Raw genomic sequence first — 20,035 nt, forward strand, 5'->3', positions numbered from 1 at the left:
CCCGGCTCTAGTGCCCTTATCGACTTACTTGCGTTTCATCGACAGGAAGAACTCATCGTTGGTCTTGGTCGTTTTCAGCTTGTCGACCAGGAACTCGATGGCAGCGATTTCGTCCATCGGGTGCAGCAGCTTGCGAAGGATCCACATGCGTTGCAACTCGTCGTCGGCTGTCAGCAACTCTTCGCGGCGGGTGCCGGAACGGTTGATGTTGATGGCCGGGAAGACGCGTTTTTCAGCGATGCGGCGATCCAGAGGCAGTTCCATGTTGCCCGTGCCTTTGAATTCTTCGTAGATCACTTCGTCCATCTTCGAGCCGGTTTCAACCAGCGCGGTGGCGATGATGGTCAGCGAACCGCCTTCTTCGATGTTCCGCGCGGCGCCGAAGAAACGTTTCGGTTTCTCCAGGGCGTGGGCATCGACACCACCGGTGAGTACTTTGCCGGAGCTCGGGATCACGGTGTTGTAAGCGCGAGCAAGACGGGTGATGGAGTCGAGCAGGATCACCACGTCTTTCTTGTGTTCGACCAGGCGCTTGGCCTTCTCGATCACCATTTCGGCAACCTGCACGTGGCGGGTTGGCGGCTCGTCGAACGTCGAGGCAACCACTTCGCCGCGCACGGTGCGCTGCATTTCGGTCACTTCTTCCGGACGTTCGTCGATCAGCAATACGATCAGATGAACTTCAGGATTGTTACGCGCGATGTTGGCTGCGATGTTCTGCAGCATGATGGTTTTACCGGCTTTCGGCGGTGCAACAATCAGACCGCGCTGGCCTTTGCCGATCGGGGCGCACAGGTCGATGACACGACCGGTCAAGTCTTCGGTGGAACCGTTGCCGGCTTCCATCTTCATGCGCACGGTCGGGAACAGCGGGGTCAGGTTCTCGAAGAGAATCTTGTTTTTCGCGTTCTCTGGACGATCGTAGTTGATCGTGTCGACCTTGAGCAGCGCGAAATAACGCTCGCCTTCCTTTGGAGGACGGATCTTGCCAACGATGGTGTCACCGGTGCGCAAGTTGAAGCGACGGATCTGACTCGGCGAGACGTAGATATCGTCTGGGCCGGCGAGATAGGAAGCGTCAGCGGAGCGAAGGAAGCCGAAGCCGTCCTGGAGAATCTCCAGCACGCCATCACCGGAGATTTCCTCGCCGCTTTTAGCGTGCTTTTTGAGCAGGGAGAAAATCACGTCCTGCTTGCGCGAACGGGCCATATTTTCTATGCCCATCTGTTCGGCCAATTCGAGCAGTTCGGTAATCGGCTTTTGCTTGAGTTCAGTCAGATTCATATAGGAATGACGTAATCATTTATGGAGGGGGGGGAAATTAAGCTTTTGGCTTAATGAGGCCGCGCCGCAGAGAAGGCGACAGGATCGCGTACTTATTCGAAAAGGAGTGCGTCGGCGACGGCTAGCAGGGGGCAGTGGAGAAACCAGTGCGGGGCCGAATGTACCACCTGAGTTTCGGAGCGTCTAGCCCTGAATAACGAAAAGGCCCCGCAATATGCGGGGCCTTTTAAATGACGCTTTACAACGACGCTTAGATGTTGGCGTCGAGGAAGGCAGCCAGTTGCGACTTCGACAGCGCACCGACCTTGGTCGCTTCAACGTTGCCGTTCTTGAACAGCATCAGAGTCGGGATACCACGCACGCCGTGCTTGGCCGGGGTTTCCTGGTTCTCGTCGATGTTCAGTTTGGCAACGGTCAGCTTGCCTTTGTAGGTTTCAGCAATTTCGTCCAGAACAGGAGCGATCATTTTGCAAGGGCCGCACCATTCAGCCCAGTAGTCGACCAGTACAGCGCCTTCGGCCTTGAGGACGTCGACGTCGAAGCTAGCGTCGGTGACGTGTTTAATAAGATCGCTGCTCATGGAAGTCTCCAGGTTGTAAGCAAAAAAACGTGGCCCATCATAGCCGCCCTTCCCTCGTTCAGGAAGGTGCAGATGATTGAGTCTCGCTATGGTGCCGCATGAGTTTGGGTATAGCCCAAGTCACGAGGTGGCGGGAGCGACGAAGGCAATTCCTGTGCGCAGTGCCGCGTTACGCACATGTTCGTACATGGCCTTCTGCGCTGGGCCGGACGCCCGCCGGGCCAGTGCGCGGAGGATTTTGCGGTGTTCCTGCCAGGTTTCCATGGCCCGCTCTGCCCGGATGAACGGTAGTTTCTGGCTCTCTAGAAAAATGTCGGCGCTGGCCGTCAGGATGCTCAGCATCGCCTGATTGCCGCTCGCCAGCAGAATGCGTCGGTGAAACTCGAAATCCAGTCTCGCCGCGGCCTCGAAGTCGCCGGCCTTCAATTCGATGCGCATGGCGGCGACGTTATCTTCCAGTGCATCGAGCTCGTGAGTACTCAGGGTCACCGCCGCCAAACCGGCAGCAAAGCCTTCCAGGGCATAGCGCAACTGGAAGATGTCCAGCGGCGAGGCCTGGGCCGCGAACGGCCAACTCAGCCCCGCATCACCTCGCGGCAAATCAATCGGCGACTGCACGAACACGCCTTTGCCAGGCTGGATGCTGATCACCCCCAACGCACTCAATGACGACAACGCTTCGCGCAGCGACGCCCGACTGACCCGCAATTGCACCGCCAAATCCCGTTGCGAGGGCAAAGCATCCCCCGGCCCGAAACCTTGCTCGGTGATGAGTTTACGGATGGCTTGCAGCGCCACTTCAGGTACGGCGCGGGAGATCGAGTTCATGGTTTTTCAGCCGAACCAGGCGAATGAGCGGTTAGTTGTAAAGCTATTCGCGACGCCCGGCAAGTCGTGCCCCATGGGGGTTCGGAGATTTTCATGGATGCGCTATCGGGGTGCGAAACGCCGCTCAACTGTTCAGACCAGTAAGACCGATCGACACCAGCAAAACCGTGGCCTCGCGCCCCCAAAACCCGATATTGGCACGGCCCATGCTCTGTCGATCCGCAGAATTCACTTCTCGCCGATTCGGAGATTTGCCATGACCCAGTGTTACAGCGCCCTCCTCGCCGCCCTGTTTGCCAGCCTGATGCTGAGCCAGGCGCCCGCCCATGCCGACGGTCTGGAGGATGTGGTCAAGCGCGGCGTCCTCAAGGTTGCCGTACCTCAGGACTTCCCGCCCTTCGGTTCGGTCGGTCCGGACATGAAACCGCGCGGCCTGGATATCGATACTGCAAAACTACTGGCCGACCAACTCAAGGTCAAACTCGAGCTGACACCGGTCAACAGCACCAACCGCATTCCGTTCCTGACCACCGGCAAGGTCGATCTGGTGATCTCCAGCCTCGGCAAGAACCCCGAGCGCGAGAAGGTCATCGACTTCTCCCGTGCCTACGCGCCGTTCTACCTCGCCGTATTCGGTCCGCCAGACGCTGACATAAAAAGCCTGGACGACCTCAAGGGCAAAACCATCAGCGTTACCCGTGGCGCCATCGAAGACATCGAGCTGACCAAAGTCGCGCCCGAAGGCGTGACCATCAAGCGCTTCGAAGACAACAACTCGACCATCGCCGCTTACCTCGCCGGGCAAGTTGATCTGATCGCCAGTGGCAACGTGGTGATGGTGACCATCAGCGAGCGCAACCCGAAACGCATTCCGGCGCTGAAAGTGAAGCTCAAGGATTCGCCGGTCTACGTCGGCGTGAACAAAAACGAGCCGGCGCTGCTGGACAAGGTCAACCAGATCCTCACCACCGCCAGGACCGACGGCGCGCTGGAGAAGAACTCCCGGACCTGGCTCAAAGAGCCGCTGCCGGCCGATCTCTGATCGTCGTTGCGGAGACTGAACATGGCTTATCAGTTCGATTTCATACCGGTGGTGCAAAACACCGACCTGCTGCTGCGCGGTGCGCTGTTCACCCTTGAACTGACGGCCATCGGCGCAGTGCTCGGGGTGGGTCTGGGCATCGTCGGGGCGCTGGTGCGGGCGTGGAACATCCGCCCGTTCGCCGGCATTTTTGGGGTTTACGTCGAGTTGATCCGCAATACGCCGTTTCTGGTGCAGTTGTTTTTCATTTTCTTCGGCCTGCCGTCACTGGGCGTGCAGATTTCCGAATGGCAGGCCGCGGTGCTGGCGATGGTGATCAACCTCGGCGCCTATTCCACCGAGATCATCCGCGCCGGCATCCAAGCGATCCCCCGAGGCCAACTGGAAGCCGCCGCCGCGTTGGCGATGACCCGTTTCGAAGCGTTCCGCCACGTGGTGCTGCTGCCGGCGCTGGGCAAGGTTTGGCCGGCGCTGAGCAGCCAGATCATCATCGTCATGCTCGGCTCGGCGGTCTGCTCGCAGATCGCCACCGAAGAGCTGAGCTTCGCCGCCAACTTCATTCAGTCGCGCAACTTCCGTGCTTTTGAAACCTACGTCCTGACTACGCTGATCTACCTGTGCATGGCGCTAATGATCCGCCAATTGCTGAACTGGATTGGTCGCCGCTACATAGCCCGGAGCAGCCAATGAGCGATTTCACGTTCTGGGACGTCGTACGCAACCTGCTCACAGGCCTGCAATGGACCCTGGCGCTGTCGCTGGTGGCGTTTATCGGTGGCGGACTGATCGGCTTGCTGATCATGGTCATGCGCATCTCGAAAAAATCCCTGCCCCGCAGCTTCGCCCGCACCTACATCGAACTGTTCCAGGGCACGCCGCTGTTGATGCAGCTGTTTCTGGTGTTCTTCGGTGTGGCGTTGGCGGGGGTTGAGATTTCGCCGTGGATGGCCGCGGCAGTTGCCTTGACGCTGTTCACCAGCGCCTACCTGGCAGAGATCTGGCGTGGTTGCGTCGAGTCGATCCCCAATGGCCAGTGGGAAGCCTCGTCGAGTCTGGCGCTGAACCCGCTGGAGCAACTGCGTTACGTGATCCTGCCGCAAGCGCTGAGGATCGCCGTGGCGCCGACCGTGGGCTTCTCCGTGCAGGTGGTCAAAGGCACCGCCGTCACCTCGATCATCGGCTTCACCGAACTGACCAAGACCGGCGGCATGCTCGCCAACGCGACCTTTGAACCGTTCATGGTCTACGGCCTCGTGGCCCTCGGTTACTTCCTGCTCTGTTACCCCTTGTCCCTCAGCGCGCGCTACCTGGAAAGGAGACTGCATGCCTCTGCTTAGAATTTCCGCCCTGCATAAATATTACGGCGACCACCATGTGCTCAAAGGCATCGACCTGAGCGTCGAGGAAGGCCAGGTGGTGGCAATCATCGGCCGCAGCGGCTCGGGGAAATCCACCTTGTTGCGCACCCTCAATGGCCTGGAATCGATCAACGACGGCGTGATTGAAGTCGACGGCGAATACCTCGACGCCGCTCGTGCCGATCTGCGCAGCTTGCGACAGAAAGTCGGGATGGTGTTTCAGCAGTTCAACCTGTTCCCGCACCTGACGGTCGGCGAGAACGTGATGCTCGCACCGCAAGTGGTGCAGAAAGTGCCGAAAGCCAAAGCTGCCGAGCGGGCGCGGGAGATGTTGGAACGGGTTGGGCTGGGGGAGAAATTCGATGCCTTCCCGGATCGGTTGTCTGGCGGGCAGCAACAGCGGGTGGCGATTGCCCGGGCGCTGGCGATGTCGCCGAAGGTCTTGCTGTGCGATGAGATTACCTCGGCGCTGGACCCGGAATTGGTCAATGAAGTGCTGAGCGTGGTCCGGCAACTGGCCAAGGAAGGGATGACGTTGATTATGGTCACCCATGAGATGCGTTTTGCCAGGGAGGTTGGGGATAAGTTGGTGTTCATGCATCAGGGCAAGGTGCATGAGGTGGGGGATCCGAAGATTTTGTTTGCCAACCCGCAGACCGCGGAGTTGGCGAATTTCATTGGTACCGTCGAAGCGGCAGGTTGAAGGATCTTTAGTCGCTGGAAGGCCCTTATCGCGAGCAAGCTCGCTCCCACATTGGTTTTGCGCTGCAGCAGGAATTGGGGCAACACAGAACCCTGCGGGAGCGAGCTTGCTCGCGATTGACCGCGAAGCGGTCACCTGCGCGTTGGCGGCAGCGTTTGATCGTGGCACGATGTCGAGGTTATCGACCGAGACCCCCTGACCATGCCGCAATCCCAAGCCAAGAATCTGTCTCTGATCGCCGCAATCGACCTGGGCTCCAACAGCTTTCACATGGTCGTGGCCAAGGCCCAGAACGGCGAAATCCGTATTCTCGAACGTCTCGGGGAGAAGGTTCAGCTGGCCGCCGGCATCGACGATGAGCGTCAGCTCAGTGAAGAATCCATGCAACGCGGGCTCGATTGCCTGAAGCGTTTCGCCCAACTGATCAGCGGTATGCCGACCGGCGCCGTGCGGATCGTCGGCACCAACGCCCTGCGCGAAGCCCGTAACCGTGCCGAGTTCATCCACCGCGCCGAAGAAATTCTAGGCCACCCGGTGGAAGTCATCTCCGGTCGTGAAGAAGCACGCCTGATTTACCTCGGCGTTTCCCACACCCTCGCCGACACCCCTGGCAAACGCCTGGTGGCCGACATTGGCGGCGGCAGTACCGAATTCATTATCGGCCAGCGCTTCGAACCGCTGCTGCGCGAAAGCCTGCAAATGGGCTGCGTCAGCTACACCCAGCGCTATTTCAAGGACGGCAAGATCACCCCGGCCCGCTACGCCCAGGCGTACACGGCGGCGCGGCTGGAGATCATGAGCATCGAACACGCCCTGCATCGGCTGACCTGGGATGAAGCCATCGGCTCCTCGGGCACCATTCGCGCCATCGGCCTGGCGCTCAAGGCCGGGGGACATGGCACTGGCGAGGTCAATGCCGAAGGCCTGGCCTGGCTCAAACGCAAGCTGTTCAAACTCGGCGACGTCGAGAAGATCGACTTCGAAGGCATCAAGCCTGACCGCCGGGCGATCTTCCCGGCGGGCCTGGCGATTCTCGAAGCGATCTTCGACGCGCTCGAACTGCAACGCATGGACCACTGTGAAGGCGCCCTGCGCGAAGGCGTGCTCTATGACCTGCTGGGCCGTCATCATCACGAAGACGTCCGTGAGCGCACCCTCAGCTCGTTGATGGAGCGTTATCACGTCGATCTGGAACAAGCGGCGCGGGTTGAGCGCAAGGCGTTGCATGCCTTCGATCAAGTCGCCGAAGATTGGGATCTGGATGACGGCGTATGGCGCGAACTGCTGGGCTGGGCCGCCAAGGTCCATGAAGTGGGCCTGGACATCGCCCACTATCACTACCACAAGCACGGCGCCTACCTGATCGAGCATTCGGACCTGGCCGGGTTCTCCCGCGAAGACCAACTGATGCTTGCGCTACTGGTGCGTGGCCACCGCCGCAATATCCCCAAGGACAAGTTTGCCGACTTCGGCGATGAAGGCATCAAGCTGATTCGCCTGTGCGTGCTGCTGCGCTTTGCGATTCTGTTCCATCACATCCGCGGCACCCAGGAAATGCCTCAGGTCGTGCTGCAGGCCAATGGCGACAGCCTGGATGTGTTATTCCCGGAAAACTGGCTGGACGAAAACCAGCTGACCCAGGCCGACTTCGGTCTGGAGGCGGAATGGCTGACCCGCGTCGGCTTCGTGCTTAACGTTCGCTGAAATTGAAAAAGGCCTTCTTCGGAAGGCCTTTTTTTGTGTCCGCGATTCGGCAGACGACGCAACCCCCTGTGGGAGCGAGCTTGCTCGCGATAGCGGACTGACCGTCAACATAAATGTTGAAAATGCTGCCCCCATCGCGAGCAAGCTCGCTCCCACAGGTTCATGGCGTTAACGAACGGTCAGAATCGGGCTACCCAAACGCTCCAGCAGCGTGGCCTGCGCGCTACGCGGGTTCTGGTTACCCGTCGGCGTGTTGCGGATGTAACGGCCGTCCGCCTGCAGGCTCCAGCTGTGAGTGTTATCGGTGAGATAAAGCTCCAGCTCTTTCTTGACCCGCATGATCAGCTTCTTGCCCTCCACCGGGAAGCAAGTCTCGACGCGCTTGTCGAGGTTGCGCTCCATCCAGTCGGCGCTGGACAGGAACATCTGCTCTTCGCCGCCATTGAGGAAGTAGAACACTCGGGTGTGCTCCAGGAAGCGCCCGATGATCGAGCGTACGTGGATGTTGTGCGAAACCCCGGCGATGCCCGGACGCAAGCAGCACATGCCGCGCACCACCAGATCGATACGCACCCCGGACTGACTGGCCTTGTACAGCGCCCGGATGATCTTCGGATCGGTCAGCGAGTTGAACTTGGCGATGATGTGCGCCGGTTTGCCGTCGAGGGCGAACTGGGTCTCCCGGGCAATCATGTCGAGCATGCCCTTCTTCAGCGTGAACGGCGCGTGCAGCAGCTTTTTCATGCGCAGGGTTTTACCCATGCCGATCAGTTGACTGAACAGTTTGCCAACGTCTTCACACAAGGCGTCATCCGAGGTCAGCAAGCTGTAGTCGGTGTACAGACGGGCGTTGGCCGCGTGGTAGTTGCCGGTACCCAAATGCGCGTAACGCACAATCTCGCCTGCCTCGCGACGCAAGATCAGCATCATCTTGGCGTGGGTCTTGAAGCCGACCACACCGTAGATCACCACCGCACCGGCCGCTTGCAGACGGCTGGCCAGTTGCAGGTTGGACTCTTCGTCGAACCGCGCACGCAACTCGATCACCGCAGTGACTTCCTTGCCGTTACGCGCCGCATCGACCAGCGCATCGACGATTTCCGAGTTGGCGCCGGAGCGGTACAGGGTCTGACGGACCGCCAATACATGCGGGTCCTTGGCAGCCTGGCGCAGCAGGTCGACCACCGGTGTGAAGGACTCGAACGGGTGCAGCAACAGGATGTCCTGCTTGCTGATCACGCTGAAAATGTTCTCGCTGTTCTGCAGCAGTTTCGGGATCTGCGGGGTGAACGGCATGTATTGCAGCGCTCGCTGACTGTCCAGACCGGTGATGCTGAACAGGCGGGTCAGGTTGACCGGACCGTTGACCTGATACAGCTCGGTCTCGTGCAGGTTGAACTGCTTGAGCAAGTAGTCGGACAGGTGTTTCGGGCACGTGTCGGCCACTTCCAGACGCACCGCGTCACCGTAGCGACGGGAGAACAACTCGCCGCGCAGGGCGCGGGCCAGGTCTTCTACATCTTCGGTGTCGACGGCGAGGTCGGCGTTTCGGGTCAGACGGAACTGGTAGCAGCCCTTGACCTTCATGCCCTGGAACAGGTCATCGGCGTGCGCATGGATCATCGACGACAGGAACACGTAGTTGTCGCCAGAGCCGCCCACTTCTTCCGGCAACTTGATGACGCGCGGCAGCAGACGTGGCGCCGGAATGATCGCCAAACCGGAATCGCGGCCGAAGGCGTCGATACCTTCGAGCTCGACGATGAAGTTCAAGCTCTTGTTCACCAGCAACGGGAACGGGTGCGTAGGGTCGAGGCCGATCGGAGTAATGATCGGCGCGATCTCATCGCGGAAATAGCGGCGCACCCAGGTTTTGATCTTGGTGGTCCAGTGACGCCGGCGGATGAAGCGGACCTGATGCTTTTCCAGCTCCGGCAACAGAATGTCGTTGAGGATCGCGTACTGGCGGTCGACGTGACCGTGCACCAGTTCGCTGATGCGGGCCAGGGCCTGGTGCGGTTGCAGGCCATCGGCGCCGGCCTGTTCACGGGCGAAGGTGATCTGCTTCTTCAGGCCGGCCACACGAATCTCGAAGAATTCGTCCAGGTTGCTGGAGAAGATCAACAGAAACTTCAGCCGCTCCAGCAACGGGTAGGACTCATCCAGCGCCTGCTCCAGCACGCGGATGTTGAACTGCAGTTGCGAGAGCTCGCGATGGATGTACAGGCTGCTGTCATCCAGGCCGGGAATGGCAATCGCTGGCGCCGCAATTGCGGGCTCGGCCACCACCGCGGGAGCAGCAGGCTCCAGTTCCGGCGGGGTTTCGGCGATTTGCTCCACCACAGGTTGAGCATCTTTTACGGCAACTTCAGTGAGTCCTTCGGTATTCATCGAATGTTCCTGGGAGGGCTATTTTTGCTCTCGTAACAATTGAGCAGCACGGACGGCAAAGTAAGTCAGGATGCCATCAGCGCCTGCACGTTTAAAAGCGGTCAGGGATTCGAGGATAACCCCTTCGCTCAACCAGCCATTCTGGATCGCCGCCATGTGCATGGCATATTCACCGCTGACCTGATAAACAAAGGTCGGCACTTTAAATTCTTCTTTGACCCGGTAGAGGATGTCCAGATACGGCATGCCTGGCTTGACCATGACCATGTCCGCGCCTTCTGACAAGTCTGCCGCCACTTCGTGCAGGGCTTCGTTGCTGTTGGCCGGGTCCATCTGATAGGAGGCCTTGTTGGCCTTGCCCAGGTTCAGCGCCGAACCGACCGCATCGCGGAACGGGCCGTAATAGGCGCTGGCGTATTTCGCCGAGTAGGCCATGATCCGCACGTTGACGTGATCGGCCAGTTCAAGCGCTTCGCGGATCGCCTGGATGCGACCGTCCATCATGTCCGACGGGGCCACCACCTGAGCGCCGGCTTCGGCGTGGGACAGCGCCTGCTTGACCAGTGCGTCGACGGTGATGTCGTTCTGCACGTAGCCTTCTTCGTCGAGGATACCGTCCTGGCCATGAGTGGTGAACGGGTCCAGGGCGACGTCGGTGATCACGCCCAGTTCAGGGAATTGCGCACGCAACGCGCGGGTGGCGCGCTGGGCGATCCCGTTCGGGTTCCAGGCTTCGGCGGCGTCCAGAGACTTGAGCTCCGGCGGCGTCACCGGGAACAACGCCAATGCCGGAATCCCCAGCTCGACCCACTTGGCCGCCTCTTCAAGCAACAGATCGATGGTCAGGCGCTCGACGCCTGGCATCGACGCCACCGCTTCGCGACGGTTTTCACCGTCCAGCACGAACACCGGCAGGATCAGATCGTCGACGGTCAGAACGTTTTCACGGACCAGTCGACGCGAAAAATCATCACGGCGATTGCGACGCAGGCGGGTTGCAGGAAACAAACGGTTGGCGGGGGTGAAGCTCACGGCAGACTCCTGAGCCCGCGCTGGCGGGCGAGCGTGACAGTTATAAGCGGCCATTATGACCAACGTATGACAGTTATGTGCATCCCTGCGTCACGTAGCCGCATTCCATTGTCCTTGTAGGAAATGTTCACGTCGAGACACATTTGGACACTTTCATGAATGTTCCCGAAGGGTTAGGCTGCGCGTTCATTTCGCCAGCATCCAGACAATGCTCCAACAATTTCTTCAGGAATTCGGCTACTTCGCCCTCTTTCTCGGCACGTTTTTCGAAGGCGAAACCATTCTGGTGCTCGCAGGCTTCCTCGCGTTCCGCGGATACATGGACCTCAAAGTGGTCATGATCGTGGCGTTCCTCGGCAGTTATGCCGGTGATCAGCTGTGGTATTTCCTGGGGCGCAAGCACGGCCGCAAGTTGCTGGCGCGCAAACCGCGCTGGCAATTGATGGGCGACCGGGCGCTGGAACACATCCGCAGGCACCCGGACATCTGGGTACTGAGCTTCCGCTTTGTCTATGGCCTGCGCACGGTGATGCCGGTGGCGATCGGCCTGTCGGGCTATCCGCCGGGACGTTATCTGCTGCTCAACGGGATTGGTGCCGCGATCTGGGCCGCGGCGCTGGCTGCCGCCGCCTATCACTTCGGTGCGGTACTTGAGGGCATGCTCGGCAGCGTCAAGAAGTACGAGCTGTGGGTGCTTGGCGCCCTGCTGATACTGGGCTTTTGCCTGTGGTTGCGCCGTCGCTTCAAGAACGCCCGTCTGGCGAAGAAGATCTACGCCGACGAGCAGGCCGAACTGGCCAAATCTGCCGAGACTAAGACGCCAGCCGAGTGAAACGGTTTCTGCAACAGTAGAGACCGATACCACTGAGCAGGCTGTAACTCAGCAGGCCGACCCAGCCCACCGCACTGGCCGGCCATAGACCAACGACCGGCGCCAGCCACACCAGCGGCACGTTCGACGCCAGGCGCAGCAGCTCCAGCTTCCGCGTCCACGGGCGATTCTCCAGGGCCACGCCCAACGTAAACAAACCCAGCGCCACGGCACTCCAACCGAGCACCAGCGCGGCGGTTGGCAAACGCTGCTCCAGGTTCATCAAGTAGCTGCCCAACGCGATGTAGACGCAGAACTGCAACATGACGTAAAGCTGCTGACGCCCGTCCAGCGGCACCTCGAATTTACGGAACTGACTCAGGTCTGGCTTGTTCATCGGGTACTTGGCCGCCACATCCGCTGGCCGCCAACCGGTGCGCATGAACCAGATGCGCAGCTTGTCCCATTTGCTTTGTGCACGCCGCGCGTCATCCCACAGCTGCGCGTAGAACTGCACGTTCGCCCACAACGGATTCCAGCTCGCGAGCGGCGTGGTCACGCCGAAAATCACCGGTTCGTTGTCGTCCTCTTCCTGGAACGAGCCAAATAGACGGTCCCAAATAATGAACACCCCGCCGTAGTTGCGATCCATGTAGAGAGCGTTCTGTGCATGGTGAGCCCGATGATTGGACGGCGTGACAAAGAACCACTCGAACCAGCCGAGCTTGGGAATGTGTTTGGTATGCACCCAGAATTGGTACAGCAAGTTCAGCGAGGCGACGCTGATAAACACCAGCAGCGGCACGCCGAGCACGGCCATCGGCAGGTAGAAGATCCAGCTCAGCAGGAAGCCGGTACTGGTCTGGCGCAGCGCCGTGGACAGGTTGTAGTCCTCGCTCTGGTGATGCACCGAATGCGCCGCCCAGAGGATGTTGCGTTCGTGGCCCATGCGATGCAGCCAGTAGTAGCAGAAGTCGTAGAGGACAAAGGCGAATACCCAGAGCCAGACGCTGTCAGCCGAGAGCTCGAACAGCGCCAGGTGCTTGAGGGCAAACGCATACGTCACCAGGCCGACGCCTTTGGTCAACAGGCCGGTGGTGGTCGACAGCACGCCGGTGCTGATGCTGTTGATCGCGTCGGCCACGCGATAATTGCTCACCCCGCGCCAACGGTCGGCCAGCAGTTCGACGGCAATCAGCACAAAGAAAAACGGCACCGCATACAGAATGAAGTCCATGACGCGCCCTGATCGGAATCTTGAGGACAGATCCTAGGTGTAGCCGCGAATTAACCCTATGGCAACGAGTGACAAATTAGTGGACATTTAACGCCATGAATCTGGAGAAAAGCCCATGAGCAAAAAAATTGCAGTGATCCTATCCGGCTGTGGCGTGTACGACGGCGCCGAGATCCACGAAAGCGTGATCACCCTGCTGCGTCTGGACCAGCGGGGGGCCCAGGTGCAGTGTTTCGCACCGAACATCGCGCAGTTAAATGTGATCAACCATCTGACCGGCGAAGAAATGCCCGAGTCGCGCAATGTGCTGGTGGAGTCGGCGCGGATCGCCCGGGGCAACATCAAAGACATTCGTGAGGCCGACGTCGAAGACTTCGACGCGCTGATCGTTCCGGGCGGTTTCGGGGCGGCCAAGAACCTGTCGAACTTCGCCGTCGAAGGCGCCGGCTGCACCGTGCAACCGGAAGTCCTGGCGCTGGCTGAAGCCTTTGCCGAGGCCGGCAAACCGGTCGGGCTGATCTGCATCTCGCCGGCACTCGCGGCGAAGATCTATGGACCGGGCGTGACCTGCACCATCGGCAACGACGCCGATACTGCCGCCGCCATGAACAAGATGGGCGCCACCCACAAAGATTGCGCGGTGAGCGACATCGTCGAAGACAAGGCCCGCAAACTGGTGTGCACCCCGGCTTATATGCTGGCGCAATCGATCAGCGAGGCAGCGTCAGGCATCAACAAACTGGTCGACCGGGTACTCGAATTGACCCACGAAAACGACGCCTGACACGGACCAATGTGGGAGCGAGCTTGCTCGCGATGAGGCCCTGACATTTATGACCTATTTTGACTGTGCGACCGCTATCGCGAGCAAGCTCGCTCCCACAGGGTTCGGCGGCTGGCTCAGGGTTTACGAGTCAACCGCGTGAGGATCCGGTCCAGCGCATTGGCAAACGCCTGCTTCTCACGCTCGCCAAATGGCGCTGGCCCGCCGCTCATCTGCCCCTGTTCACGTAGATCGGTAAACAGGTTACGCACCGCCAACCGATCGCCCATGTTCTGCGCATCGAACTCTTTGCCCCGTGGATCCAGCGCCGCAACGCCCTTTTTCACCAGACGGTCGGCCAGCGGCACATCGCTGCAGATCACCAATTCGCCAGGTACCGCGTATTCCACCAGATAGTCGTCGGCGGCATCCGGACCACTTGGCACCACGATCAGCTTCACCAGGGCCAAACCCGGTTTGATCTGCGGCTGTCCGGCCACCAGCACCACTTCAAACTGGCGCTTGAGGGCGAACTGCACCACCAGATCCTTGGCCGCCCGGGGGCAGGCGTCGGCATCGATCCACACACGCATGTTTTTACCTCTTGAGGATCACTCGGATCAGGAAACCTGCACCCGCCGCTTCTCAGCCAGCCGACTACGGCTATACAGCACGATGATCGCGATAATCGCCACCGCCTGCGCAGTCAGCGAATACGCATCAGCGTGGATCCCCAGCCAGTCGAAGTCAAAGAACGGCACCGGCCGGGTGCCGAAAATCCCGGCTTCCTGCAACGCCTTCACACCATGCCCGGCAAACACCACCGACAACGCGCACAACAGACCGGCGTTGATACTGAAGAACAGCGACAGCGGCAGCTTCGCCGAACCGCGCAGGATCACCCAGGCCAGACCCACCAACATAACCAACGCCGTCGCCCCACCAGCCAACACCGCGTTATGACCCGCCGGACCCGCCTGCAGCCACAAGGTCTCGTAGAACAGAATCACTTCAAACAGTTCGCGATACACCGAAAAGAACGCCAGCGTCGCAAACCCGAAACGCCCACCGCCGCCCACCAGACTGCTCTTGATGTAATCCTGCCAGGCCGCTGCGTGACGACGATCATGCATCCACACGCCGAGCCAGAGCACCATGACGGCGGCAAACAACGCCGTCGCACCTTCCAGTAATTCGCGCTGCGAACCGCTGACATCGATCACGTACGCCGCCAGCGCCCAGGTCGCCAAACCGGCCAGCAACGCCAGTCCCCAGCCGACGTTGACGCTGCGCACCGCCGATTGCTGGCCGGTGTTGCGCAGGAACGCGAGGATTGCCGCCAACACCAGAATCGCTTCCAGACCTTCGCGCAATAGAATCAACAAACCGGAGATGTAACTCAGGGACCAACTCAAACCATCGCTGCCCAGCAGGCCGGCGGATTCCTTCAACTTGGCCTTGGCCGCGTCCAGGCGCTGCTGGACTTGGGCCATTGGCAAACCGTCCTGCAACGACTGACGGTACGCCATCAGCGATTTTTCAGTGTCTTTGCGAACGTTGGCGTCGACGTTATCCAGAGAGCTTTCGACCAGTTCGAAACCTTCCAGATAAGCCGCCACCGACAGGTCATAGGCCTGATCGTGATCACCGGCACGATAGGCAGCGATGCTCTTGTCCAGGGTCGCGGCCGTGTAGTCGAGCAACTGCGCCGGACCACGCTTGACCTGCGGCGGTTGCGCTCGCTGCGCACGGAAGGTCGCCGCCGCTTGCGGCCCCTCGGCAGCCACCACTTCTGCGGGAGTCTGACGGGCCAGGTCGGCGATGTTGTAGGTCTTCTCGGCTTTTGCAGCAGCCGGGTCGGCGCTGAAGCTGGCGATGTAGGTCGCCAGGTCCCAACGCTGACGATCGTCCAGTTGATCGGCGAAGGACGGCATGTCTGTGCCTTCGACGCCCATCCCCAGGGTGTTGTAGATCGCGTAGAGGCTTAGACGATCCAATCGCGCGGCATCACGCAGATTGGCCGGCGGCGGTGTCATGCCAACGCCTGCCGGGCCGTCACCCGCGCCAGCATCGCCATGGCACACCGAGCATTGCTGGGCATACAGCGGCGCACCGCGAGTCGGGTCAGGGGTGATGACGGGCGCCTGGCTGACTTCATAAGCCACCGCCAGTTTTGCCCCCAGTTGCCGTGCCTGACGAGCGACGTCCACGCCATCCTTGCGAGCGGCAATGGCGGCGCGCAGGCTGCTGATACCCTGCTCCAGCTCTGCGCGCTCGGGCTTGGTCGGCAATTGGGTGATCAAGCCTTGCAGTACACCCAGAAACTCCTGCTGCTCGCGGTATTCCGCCTCATCAATGACTTTACCTGCCTCGACCGTCGCCGGGTAATCGGCGCCGATGTAATCGAGCAAGTGCAGCGCTTTGGGCGCGCCTTCAGCGGTATTGGCCAGCGCATTGAAGCTGAAAAACGCGATCATCGGCAGCACTAACCACGCCAGAGCACGGGAGGAGGCAGTCATGAATAAATCTCAAATGGAAATACGAAGTAACACATTGTTCACTTCCAATCGGATTCACTCAAGCTTTGTTGTGCTTTACGCGGCACTGCCCAGCACCCTGTTCCCTCGAGTTGCGCTTCCAAAAGATAATGGCACTCGTTAAAAGTGCGCAATTAAAAAGCCATTACATAGCCAGCATCCTTGTTTATAATGCCGCGCCTTCGTTATTGCGAAACGGTATTTAAGCTCCTCTTTTTATGAGGAATTGGCAGGAGGCCAACATTCCCGCCAGTAGGTCCCATCAGCCCGACCAGCATTTGCGGCTGCTTACATTCAGGGAAGAAGTACCCCAATGGCATCCCGCGCCCTTACCTCGATCGCGCTCAGCGCCGTCACCTTGCTCTCCGGCTGCTCGGCATTTCGTAACTACGACTCCGAACTGGCCCAAACCAACCAGCAACTGGCCGCCGGCAATGTCGATGCCACGTTGACCCTGCTGGAAAAGAACAACACCAGCCCGGACAAAGACCTGCTCTATTACTTCGAGAAGGGTGAATTGTTGCGCGCCAAAGGTGACCTGTCCGGCAGCCAGAACGCCTGGACCAGCGCCGATCAGGTGGTGGGCAAGTGGGAAGACTCGGTCAAGCTTGATACCGCCAAGTACCTCGCCCAGTTCGGCAGTTTCCTGGTGAACGACAAGGTCCGTCGCTACGAAGGCTACGACTACGAAAAAGTCATGCTGACCACGCAGATGGCCCTCAACCTGCTGGCGGTAAACGACTTCGACGGCGCGCGCATGTCGATCAAAAAGACCCACGAACGCGAAGCCGTGATCGCCGACCTGCGCGACAAGGAATACCTCAAGAGCGAAGAGGAAGCCGAGAAAGAAGGCGTCAAAACCCAGTACAAGGATTTGCAGGGTTACCCGGTCGCCAGCCTCGACGCACCGGAAGTGGTCAGCCTGAAAAACAGCTACCAGAGCGCGTTCAGCCACTACCTGGCCGGCTTCATCTACGAAGCCCTGGGTGAAAAAGACCTGGCCGCGCCGGGCTACCGCAAAGCCGCCGAACTGCGCCCGAACACCCCGCTGCTGGAACAGGCGCTGGTGAATCTCGACAAGCCAAGTGGAAAGAACGAGGAAAGCGACATCCTGATCGTCGTGCAAAGCGGCCTGGCCCCCTCCCGGGACTCGATCCGCGTGCCCCTGCCTCTGCCGATCAGCGGCAATCTGGTGATTACCCCGCTGTCGTTCCCGATCATCAAGGCGGACACCTCCACCGCCACGCTCACCCAGATTGGCGTGGACGGCCAGCAACTGAACCTGACGCAACTCAACAGCACCACTGCCATGTCCCGTCGCGCACTGCGTGACGATATGCCGGGCATCATTCTGCGCACCACCGTGCGTGCCGTGACCAAAGGCGTAGCGCAGAAGCAGATCAATGAAACCAACCCGCTGGCGGGCCTGGCGGTCGGTATCTCTTCAGCCGTGCTCGAAGGTGCCGATACCCGTACGTGGCGTACCCTGCCGGACTACACCCAAGTGGTGCGTCTGCGCCTGAAGAAAGGTGAGCACCAAGTCACCCTGCCGAGCGCCGTGGGCGGCTCGGTGGTCAAGGTCACCGTCGATCAGCGTTACCAGGTCATCAGCCTGCGCGCTGTGGGCAATCGGGTGTTCGCCAGCGGCCTGGCCGCGCATGTGATCCCGAGCGCCAACCCGACCGCCGTGGCCAGCCTCAAACCTTAAGAACGGAGTCTTTGCATGCGTTTCAAACTTATCGCTGTTGTCGCCCTGGCCTTGCTGGCCGGGTGCGCCACCCCGCCACCGCCGGAACCTGGCAGCGCCGCCAGCAAGGTCGTGGCCATGGGCAAGCTCAAGAACATCGTGGTCGGCGCCATGCGCGTCGCCCGGGAAAACGGCTTCATGACGGTCAATGCACAGCTGAGCAACACCAGCTTCAACAACAAGACCTTCTACTACCGTTTTGCCTGGCTCGGCCCTGAAGGCTTCCCCGTCGCCGAAGAAGAAACCTGGAAAAGCCAGATGATGTACGGCGAGCAGACCAGCTTCATTCAGGCGATCGCGCCAACCGCCAAAGCCGTGGATTTCCGTCTCGAAATCAAAACGCCTTAAGCCCGACACCCTATTCGTTCAGTTCTAGAGAGCATTCCCATGTTTGCACGCATTTCGTTCATTGCCGTTATCGCCCTTCTGGCCAGCGGCTGCGCCAACACTTCGCCAACCCTGGGCAGCAAAAGCATCAGCTACGGCGACACCAAGGCTGTGGAAACCGTGACCAACGAGTTCGGTTCCACCGACCTGCAGATGATCGCCGAGTCCATGACCCGCTCCCTGGCCCAGTCCGGCATCATGCAGGGTCGTCCGGTGGTTCAGGTCTACGACGTGAAGAACAAGACCAGCGAGTACATCGATACCCGCGAAATCACCACCAGCATCAAGACCCAGCTGATGAAAACCGGTGTCGCGCGCTTCGCCAGCGACAACAACGCGATGCAGAGCCAGGTTGACCAGCTCAAGCTGCAAAACCAGAGCGGCCTGTACAAGAAAAGTACGGTGGCCAAGACCGGCAACATGATCGCCGCCAAATACCGTATCGAAGGTTCGATCAGCTCGATCGTCAAGCGCAGCAGCGACTACAAGGACGTCTTCTACAAATTCAGCCTGCAATTGATTGACGTCGAAAGCGGTCTGGCCGAGTGGATGGACGAGAAAGAGATCCGCAAGACCACGGAGCGTTAATCAATGCGCGCATGGATTGGCATGATGGCCCTGGCTTGCGCGTTCAGCGTGCAAGCGGCCCCGAAAGTCGCCGTCACGGATCTGGCGTACCAGGAGCGAGTGGAGCAGTACATCCACATCGTTTCGGCGCAGAGCAACTTCCAGGCAAACCGCTACAGCGCCAGCGGTTCTTCGAGCTACAACGAAATCGAAGCCACCAGCAGCTACATCGAGCAAGGTGAATTGCGCAAATTCACCGGCGACATCAAGGGCGAGATTCTTCGTACCGGCATGTTCCAGCTGGTCCAGGGCACGCCTTATACATCGGCGTCCAAGGGTGACGTCTATGACGTGATCAAGCGAATCAAGGCCGGCAACTTCAAAGGCGCCGACTACGTGTTGTTCGGCACCGTGTCGGACATCGACTTCAACAACGACATCAACGAGCTCGCCAACACCGACAGCTATTCGGCGGTGCTGGCGTTGACCCTGGTGGCGGATTTCAGCCTGATCAACACCAAGACCTTCGAAATCACCTCGGCCTTCACGGCCATGGGCGAAGGTCAGGACACCAAACTGATGAACCATCGGGATATCCGTGTCTCGCTGAACCGCCCGCGGGTGGTGCGTGACGTGTCCAAGTCCTTAGGGGAAGACGTGGCGGGGCAACTGAGCCAACAGCTCGGTGGCGGCGGTTACGAGCAGCCGGGCCAAGCCCCGCGGCGCAATAACCTGCCAGCGGACATAGCGCCGGTCATTCTGCGCTGAACCCTGAAACTAAAAAGGCGACCCCAAGGGTCGCCTTTTTTGTGCCTGACGGTTTTACACCACCGCTTTGCGAAGGGTCGCCATGAACGCCGCCGCACCGATGAACAGCCCGGCAAAGGTGCGGTTCATGCGTTTTTGCTGCTTGGGCGTGCGCAACAGGCGCAACACCTTGGAAGCCAGCCCGGTGTAACCGGCCATGACAATCAGGTCGACGCAGATCATGGTCACACCGAGGATCAGGTACTGCGCCACCAGTGGTGCATGCGGATCAATGAATTGCGGCAGCACCGCGAGCA

Annotated in this window: 20 protein-coding genes; 11 read left to right on the plus strand and 9 right to left on the minus strand. The window is 59.8% G+C overall.

The annotated features are described in order from the left end of the window. Positions 1–24: 24 nt before the first annotated feature. From rho to WLY71_RS03260, 3 genes are all read right to left on the minus strand, one after another. A complete protein-coding gene (rho, locus tag WLY71_RS03250) occupies positions 25–1,284 on the minus strand; it encodes a transcription termination factor Rho (protein WP_007942421.1) in 1,260 nt (419 codons plus the stop codon). Positions 1,285–1,534: 250 nt separating this feature from the next. Further along, positions 1,535–1,864 carry a thioredoxin TrxA gene (gene trxA / locus WLY71_RS03255; protein ID WP_008150340.1) on the minus strand — a complete coding sequence of 110 codons (330 nt, stop codon included), beginning with the start codon at positions 1,862–1,864 and terminating at the stop codon, positions 1,535–1,537. A 120-nt stretch (positions 1,865–1,984) separates the two neighbouring features. Beyond that, positions 1,985–2,692 (minus strand): FadR/GntR family transcriptional regulator, encoded by a 708-nt coding sequence (locus WLY71_RS03260; protein ID WP_347802475.1) that lies wholly within the window; start codon positions 2,690–2,692, stop codon positions 1,985–1,987. A gap of 256 nt (positions 2,693–2,948) precedes the next feature. Here WLY71_RS03260 and WLY71_RS03265 point away from each other — a divergent pair, with 256 nt between their 5' ends. The 5 genes from WLY71_RS03265 (at position 2,949) to ppx (ending at position 7,499) form a co-directional block, all read left to right on the plus strand. Then, a complete protein-coding gene (locus WLY71_RS03265; RefSeq protein WP_347802476.1) occupies positions 2,949–3,734 on the plus strand; it encodes a transporter substrate-binding domain-containing protein in 786 nt (261 codons plus the stop codon). 21 nt (positions 3,735–3,755) lie between these two features. Further along, positions 3,756–4,424 carry an amino acid ABC transporter permease gene (locus WLY71_RS03270; protein WP_347802477.1) on the plus strand — a complete coding sequence of 223 codons (669 nt, stop codon included), beginning with the start codon at positions 3,756–3,758 and terminating at the stop codon, positions 4,422–4,424. Next, entirely contained in the window at positions 4,421–5,071 is a 651-nt protein-coding gene (locus WLY71_RS03275) for an amino acid ABC transporter permease (RefSeq protein WP_347802478.1), read from the plus strand. Before WLY71_RS03270 ends, WLY71_RS03275 begins: the two co-directional genes overlap by 4 nt. Then, positions 5,058–5,795, plus strand: a complete 738-nt coding sequence (locus WLY71_RS03280) for an amino acid ABC transporter ATP-binding protein (RefSeq protein ID WP_347802479.1) — start codon at positions 5,058–5,060, stop codon at positions 5,793–5,795. Before WLY71_RS03275 ends, WLY71_RS03280 begins: the two co-directional genes overlap by 14 nt. A 201-nt stretch (positions 5,796–5,996) precedes the next feature. Next, positions 5,997–7,499, plus strand: a complete 1,503-nt coding sequence (ppx, locus tag WLY71_RS03285; protein ID WP_347802480.1) for an exopolyphosphatase — start codon at positions 5,997–5,999, stop codon at positions 7,497–7,499. A gap of 168 nt (positions 7,500–7,667) precedes the next feature. Here ppx and ppk1 read toward each other — a convergent pair whose 3' ends face one another. After that, on the minus strand, positions 7,668–9,890 hold the full coding sequence (gene ppk1 / locus WLY71_RS03290; protein ID WP_347802481.1) for a polyphosphate kinase 1: 2,223 nt from the start codon (positions 9,888–9,890) through the stop codon (positions 7,668–7,670). Between the two features lie 18 nt (positions 9,891–9,908). Then, a complete protein-coding gene (gene hemB, locus WLY71_RS03295) occupies positions 9,909–10,922 on the minus strand; it encodes a porphobilinogen synthase (protein ID WP_008150323.1) in 1,014 nt (337 codons plus the stop codon). Between the two features lie 208 nt (positions 10,923–11,130). On the opposite strand from hemB, the gene WLY71_RS03300 reads away from it, so the two are divergent. Then, positions 11,131–11,754, plus strand: coding sequence for a DedA family protein (locus tag WLY71_RS03300; protein WP_347802482.1), 624 nt, complete (start codon positions 11,131–11,133; stop codon positions 11,752–11,754). On the opposite strand, the gene WLY71_RS03305 is transcribed toward WLY71_RS03300, so the two are convergent. After that, positions 11,735–12,970, minus strand: a complete 1,236-nt coding sequence (locus tag WLY71_RS03305) for a sterol desaturase family protein (RefSeq protein WP_347802483.1) — start codon at positions 12,968–12,970, stop codon at positions 11,735–11,737. The genes WLY71_RS03300 and WLY71_RS03305 overlap by 20 nt on opposite strands. A gap of 115 nt (positions 12,971–13,085) precedes the next feature. Here WLY71_RS03305 and elbB point away from each other — a divergent pair, with 115 nt between their 5' ends. Then, on the plus strand, positions 13,086–13,754 hold the full coding sequence (elbB, locus tag WLY71_RS03310) for an isoprenoid biosynthesis glyoxalase ElbB (RefSeq protein WP_347802484.1): 669 nt from the start codon (positions 13,086–13,088) through the stop codon (positions 13,752–13,754). Between the two features lie 116 nt (positions 13,755–13,870). On the opposite strand, the gene WLY71_RS03315 is transcribed toward elbB, so the two are convergent. Then, positions 13,871–14,326: a YaiI/YqxD family protein gene (locus tag WLY71_RS03315; RefSeq protein ID WP_347802485.1), complete on the minus strand. Its 456-nt coding sequence runs from the start codon at positions 14,324–14,326 to the stop codon at positions 13,871–13,873. 27 nt (positions 14,327–14,353) lie between these two features. Next, entirely contained in the window at positions 14,354–16,252 is a 1,899-nt protein-coding gene (locus WLY71_RS03320) for an FTR1 family protein (protein WP_347802486.1), read from the minus strand. A gap of 331 nt (positions 16,253–16,583) precedes the next feature. Between WLY71_RS03320 and WLY71_RS03325 the strand changes: the two genes are divergently transcribed. The 4 genes from WLY71_RS03325 to WLY71_RS03340 are packed head-to-tail and all read left to right on the plus strand — an operon-like array spanning position 16,584 to position 19,739. Further along, the gene (locus WLY71_RS03325; RefSeq protein WP_347802487.1) at positions 16,584–17,978 is read left to right on the plus strand and encodes a COG3014 family protein; all 1,395 of its coding nucleotides are present in this window, start codon (positions 16,584–16,586) and stop codon (positions 17,976–17,978) included. Between the two features lie 15 nt (positions 17,979–17,993). Beyond that, the gene (locus WLY71_RS03330; RefSeq protein ID WP_283182138.1) at positions 17,994–18,365 is read left to right on the plus strand and encodes a YcfL family putative periplasmic lipoprotein; all 372 of its coding nucleotides are present in this window, start codon (positions 17,994–17,996) and stop codon (positions 18,363–18,365) included. Positions 18,366–18,404: 39 nt separating this feature from the next. Then, positions 18,405–18,992, plus strand: coding sequence for a penicillin-binding protein activator LpoB (gene lpoB, locus WLY71_RS03335; RefSeq protein WP_347802488.1), 588 nt, complete (start codon positions 18,405–18,407; stop codon positions 18,990–18,992). A gap of 3 nt (positions 18,993–18,995) precedes the next feature. Continuing rightward, positions 18,996–19,739, plus strand: coding sequence for a penicillin-binding protein activator LpoB (locus WLY71_RS03340; protein ID WP_347802489.1), 744 nt, complete (start codon positions 18,996–18,998; stop codon positions 19,737–19,739). A gap of 54 nt (positions 19,740–19,793) precedes the next feature. On the opposite strand, the gene WLY71_RS03345 is transcribed toward WLY71_RS03340, so the two are convergent. Next, positions 19,794–20,035, minus strand: a 242-nt coding sequence (locus WLY71_RS03345; protein ID WP_347802490.1) for a LysE family transporter, incomplete at its 5' end; no start/stop codon positions are given.

It is taken from the genome of Pseudomonas rossensis (assembly GCF_039888995.1).
GTDB lineage: Bacteria > Pseudomonadota > Gammaproteobacteria > Pseudomonadales > Pseudomonadaceae > Aquipseudomonas > Aquipseudomonas rossensis.

Bases quoted from the DNA above. Each gene is read 5' to 3' on its own strand.
- rho (WP_007942421.1), bottom strand. From the start codon at position 1,284: ATGAATCTGACTGAACTCAAGCAAAAGCCGATTACCGAACTGCTCGAA.
- trxA (WP_008150340.1), bottom strand. From the start codon at position 1,864: ATGAGCAGCGATCTTATTAAACACGTCACCGACGCTAGCTTCGACGTC.
- WLY71_RS03260 (WP_347802475.1), bottom strand. From the start codon at position 2,692: ATGAACTCGATCTCCCGCGCCGTACCTGAAGTGGCGCTGCAAGCCATC.
- WLY71_RS03265 (WP_347802476.1), top strand. From the start codon at position 2,949: ATGACCCAGTGTTACAGCGCCCTCCTCGCCGCCCTGTTTGCCAGCCTG.
- WLY71_RS03270 (WP_347802477.1), top strand. From the start codon at position 3,756: ATGGCTTATCAGTTCGATTTCATACCGGTGGTGCAAAACACCGACCTG.
- WLY71_RS03275 (WP_347802478.1), top strand. From the start codon at position 4,421: ATGAGCGATTTCACGTTCTGGGACGTCGTACGCAACCTGCTCACAGGC.
- WLY71_RS03280 (WP_347802479.1), top strand. From the start codon at position 5,058: ATGCCTCTGCTTAGAATTTCCGCCCTGCATAAATATTACGGCGACCAC.
- ppx (WP_347802480.1), top strand. From the start codon at position 5,997: ATGCCGCAATCCCAAGCCAAGAATCTGTCTCTGATCGCCGCAATCGAC.
- ppk1 (WP_347802481.1), bottom strand. From the start codon at position 9,890: ATGAATACCGAAGGACTCACTGAAGTTGCCGTAAAAGATGCTCAACCT.
- WLY71_RS03300 (WP_347802482.1), top strand. From the start codon at position 11,131: ATGCTCCAACAATTTCTTCAGGAATTCGGCTACTTCGCCCTCTTTCTC.
- WLY71_RS03305 (WP_347802483.1), bottom strand. From the start codon at position 12,970: ATGGACTTCATTCTGTATGCGGTGCCGTTTTTCTTTGTGCTGATTGCC.
- elbB (WP_347802484.1), top strand. From the start codon at position 13,086: ATGAGCAAAAAAATTGCAGTGATCCTATCCGGCTGTGGCGTGTACGAC.
- WLY71_RS03315 (WP_347802485.1), bottom strand. From the start codon at position 14,326: ATGCGTGTGTGGATCGATGCCGACGCCTGCCCCCGGGCGGCCAAGGAT.
- WLY71_RS03320 (WP_347802486.1), bottom strand. From the start codon at position 16,252: ATGACTGCCTCCTCCCGTGCTCTGGCGTGGTTAGTGCTGCCGATGATC.
- WLY71_RS03325 (WP_347802487.1), top strand. From the start codon at position 16,584: ATGGCATCCCGCGCCCTTACCTCGATCGCGCTCAGCGCCGTCACCTTG.
- WLY71_RS03330 (WP_283182138.1), top strand. From the start codon at position 17,994: ATGCGTTTCAAACTTATCGCTGTTGTCGCCCTGGCCTTGCTGGCCGGG.
- lpoB (WP_347802488.1), top strand. From the start codon at position 18,405: ATGTTTGCACGCATTTCGTTCATTGCCGTTATCGCCCTTCTGGCCAGC.
- WLY71_RS03340 (WP_347802489.1), top strand. From the start codon at position 18,996: ATGCGCGCATGGATTGGCATGATGGCCCTGGCTTGCGCGTTCAGCGTG.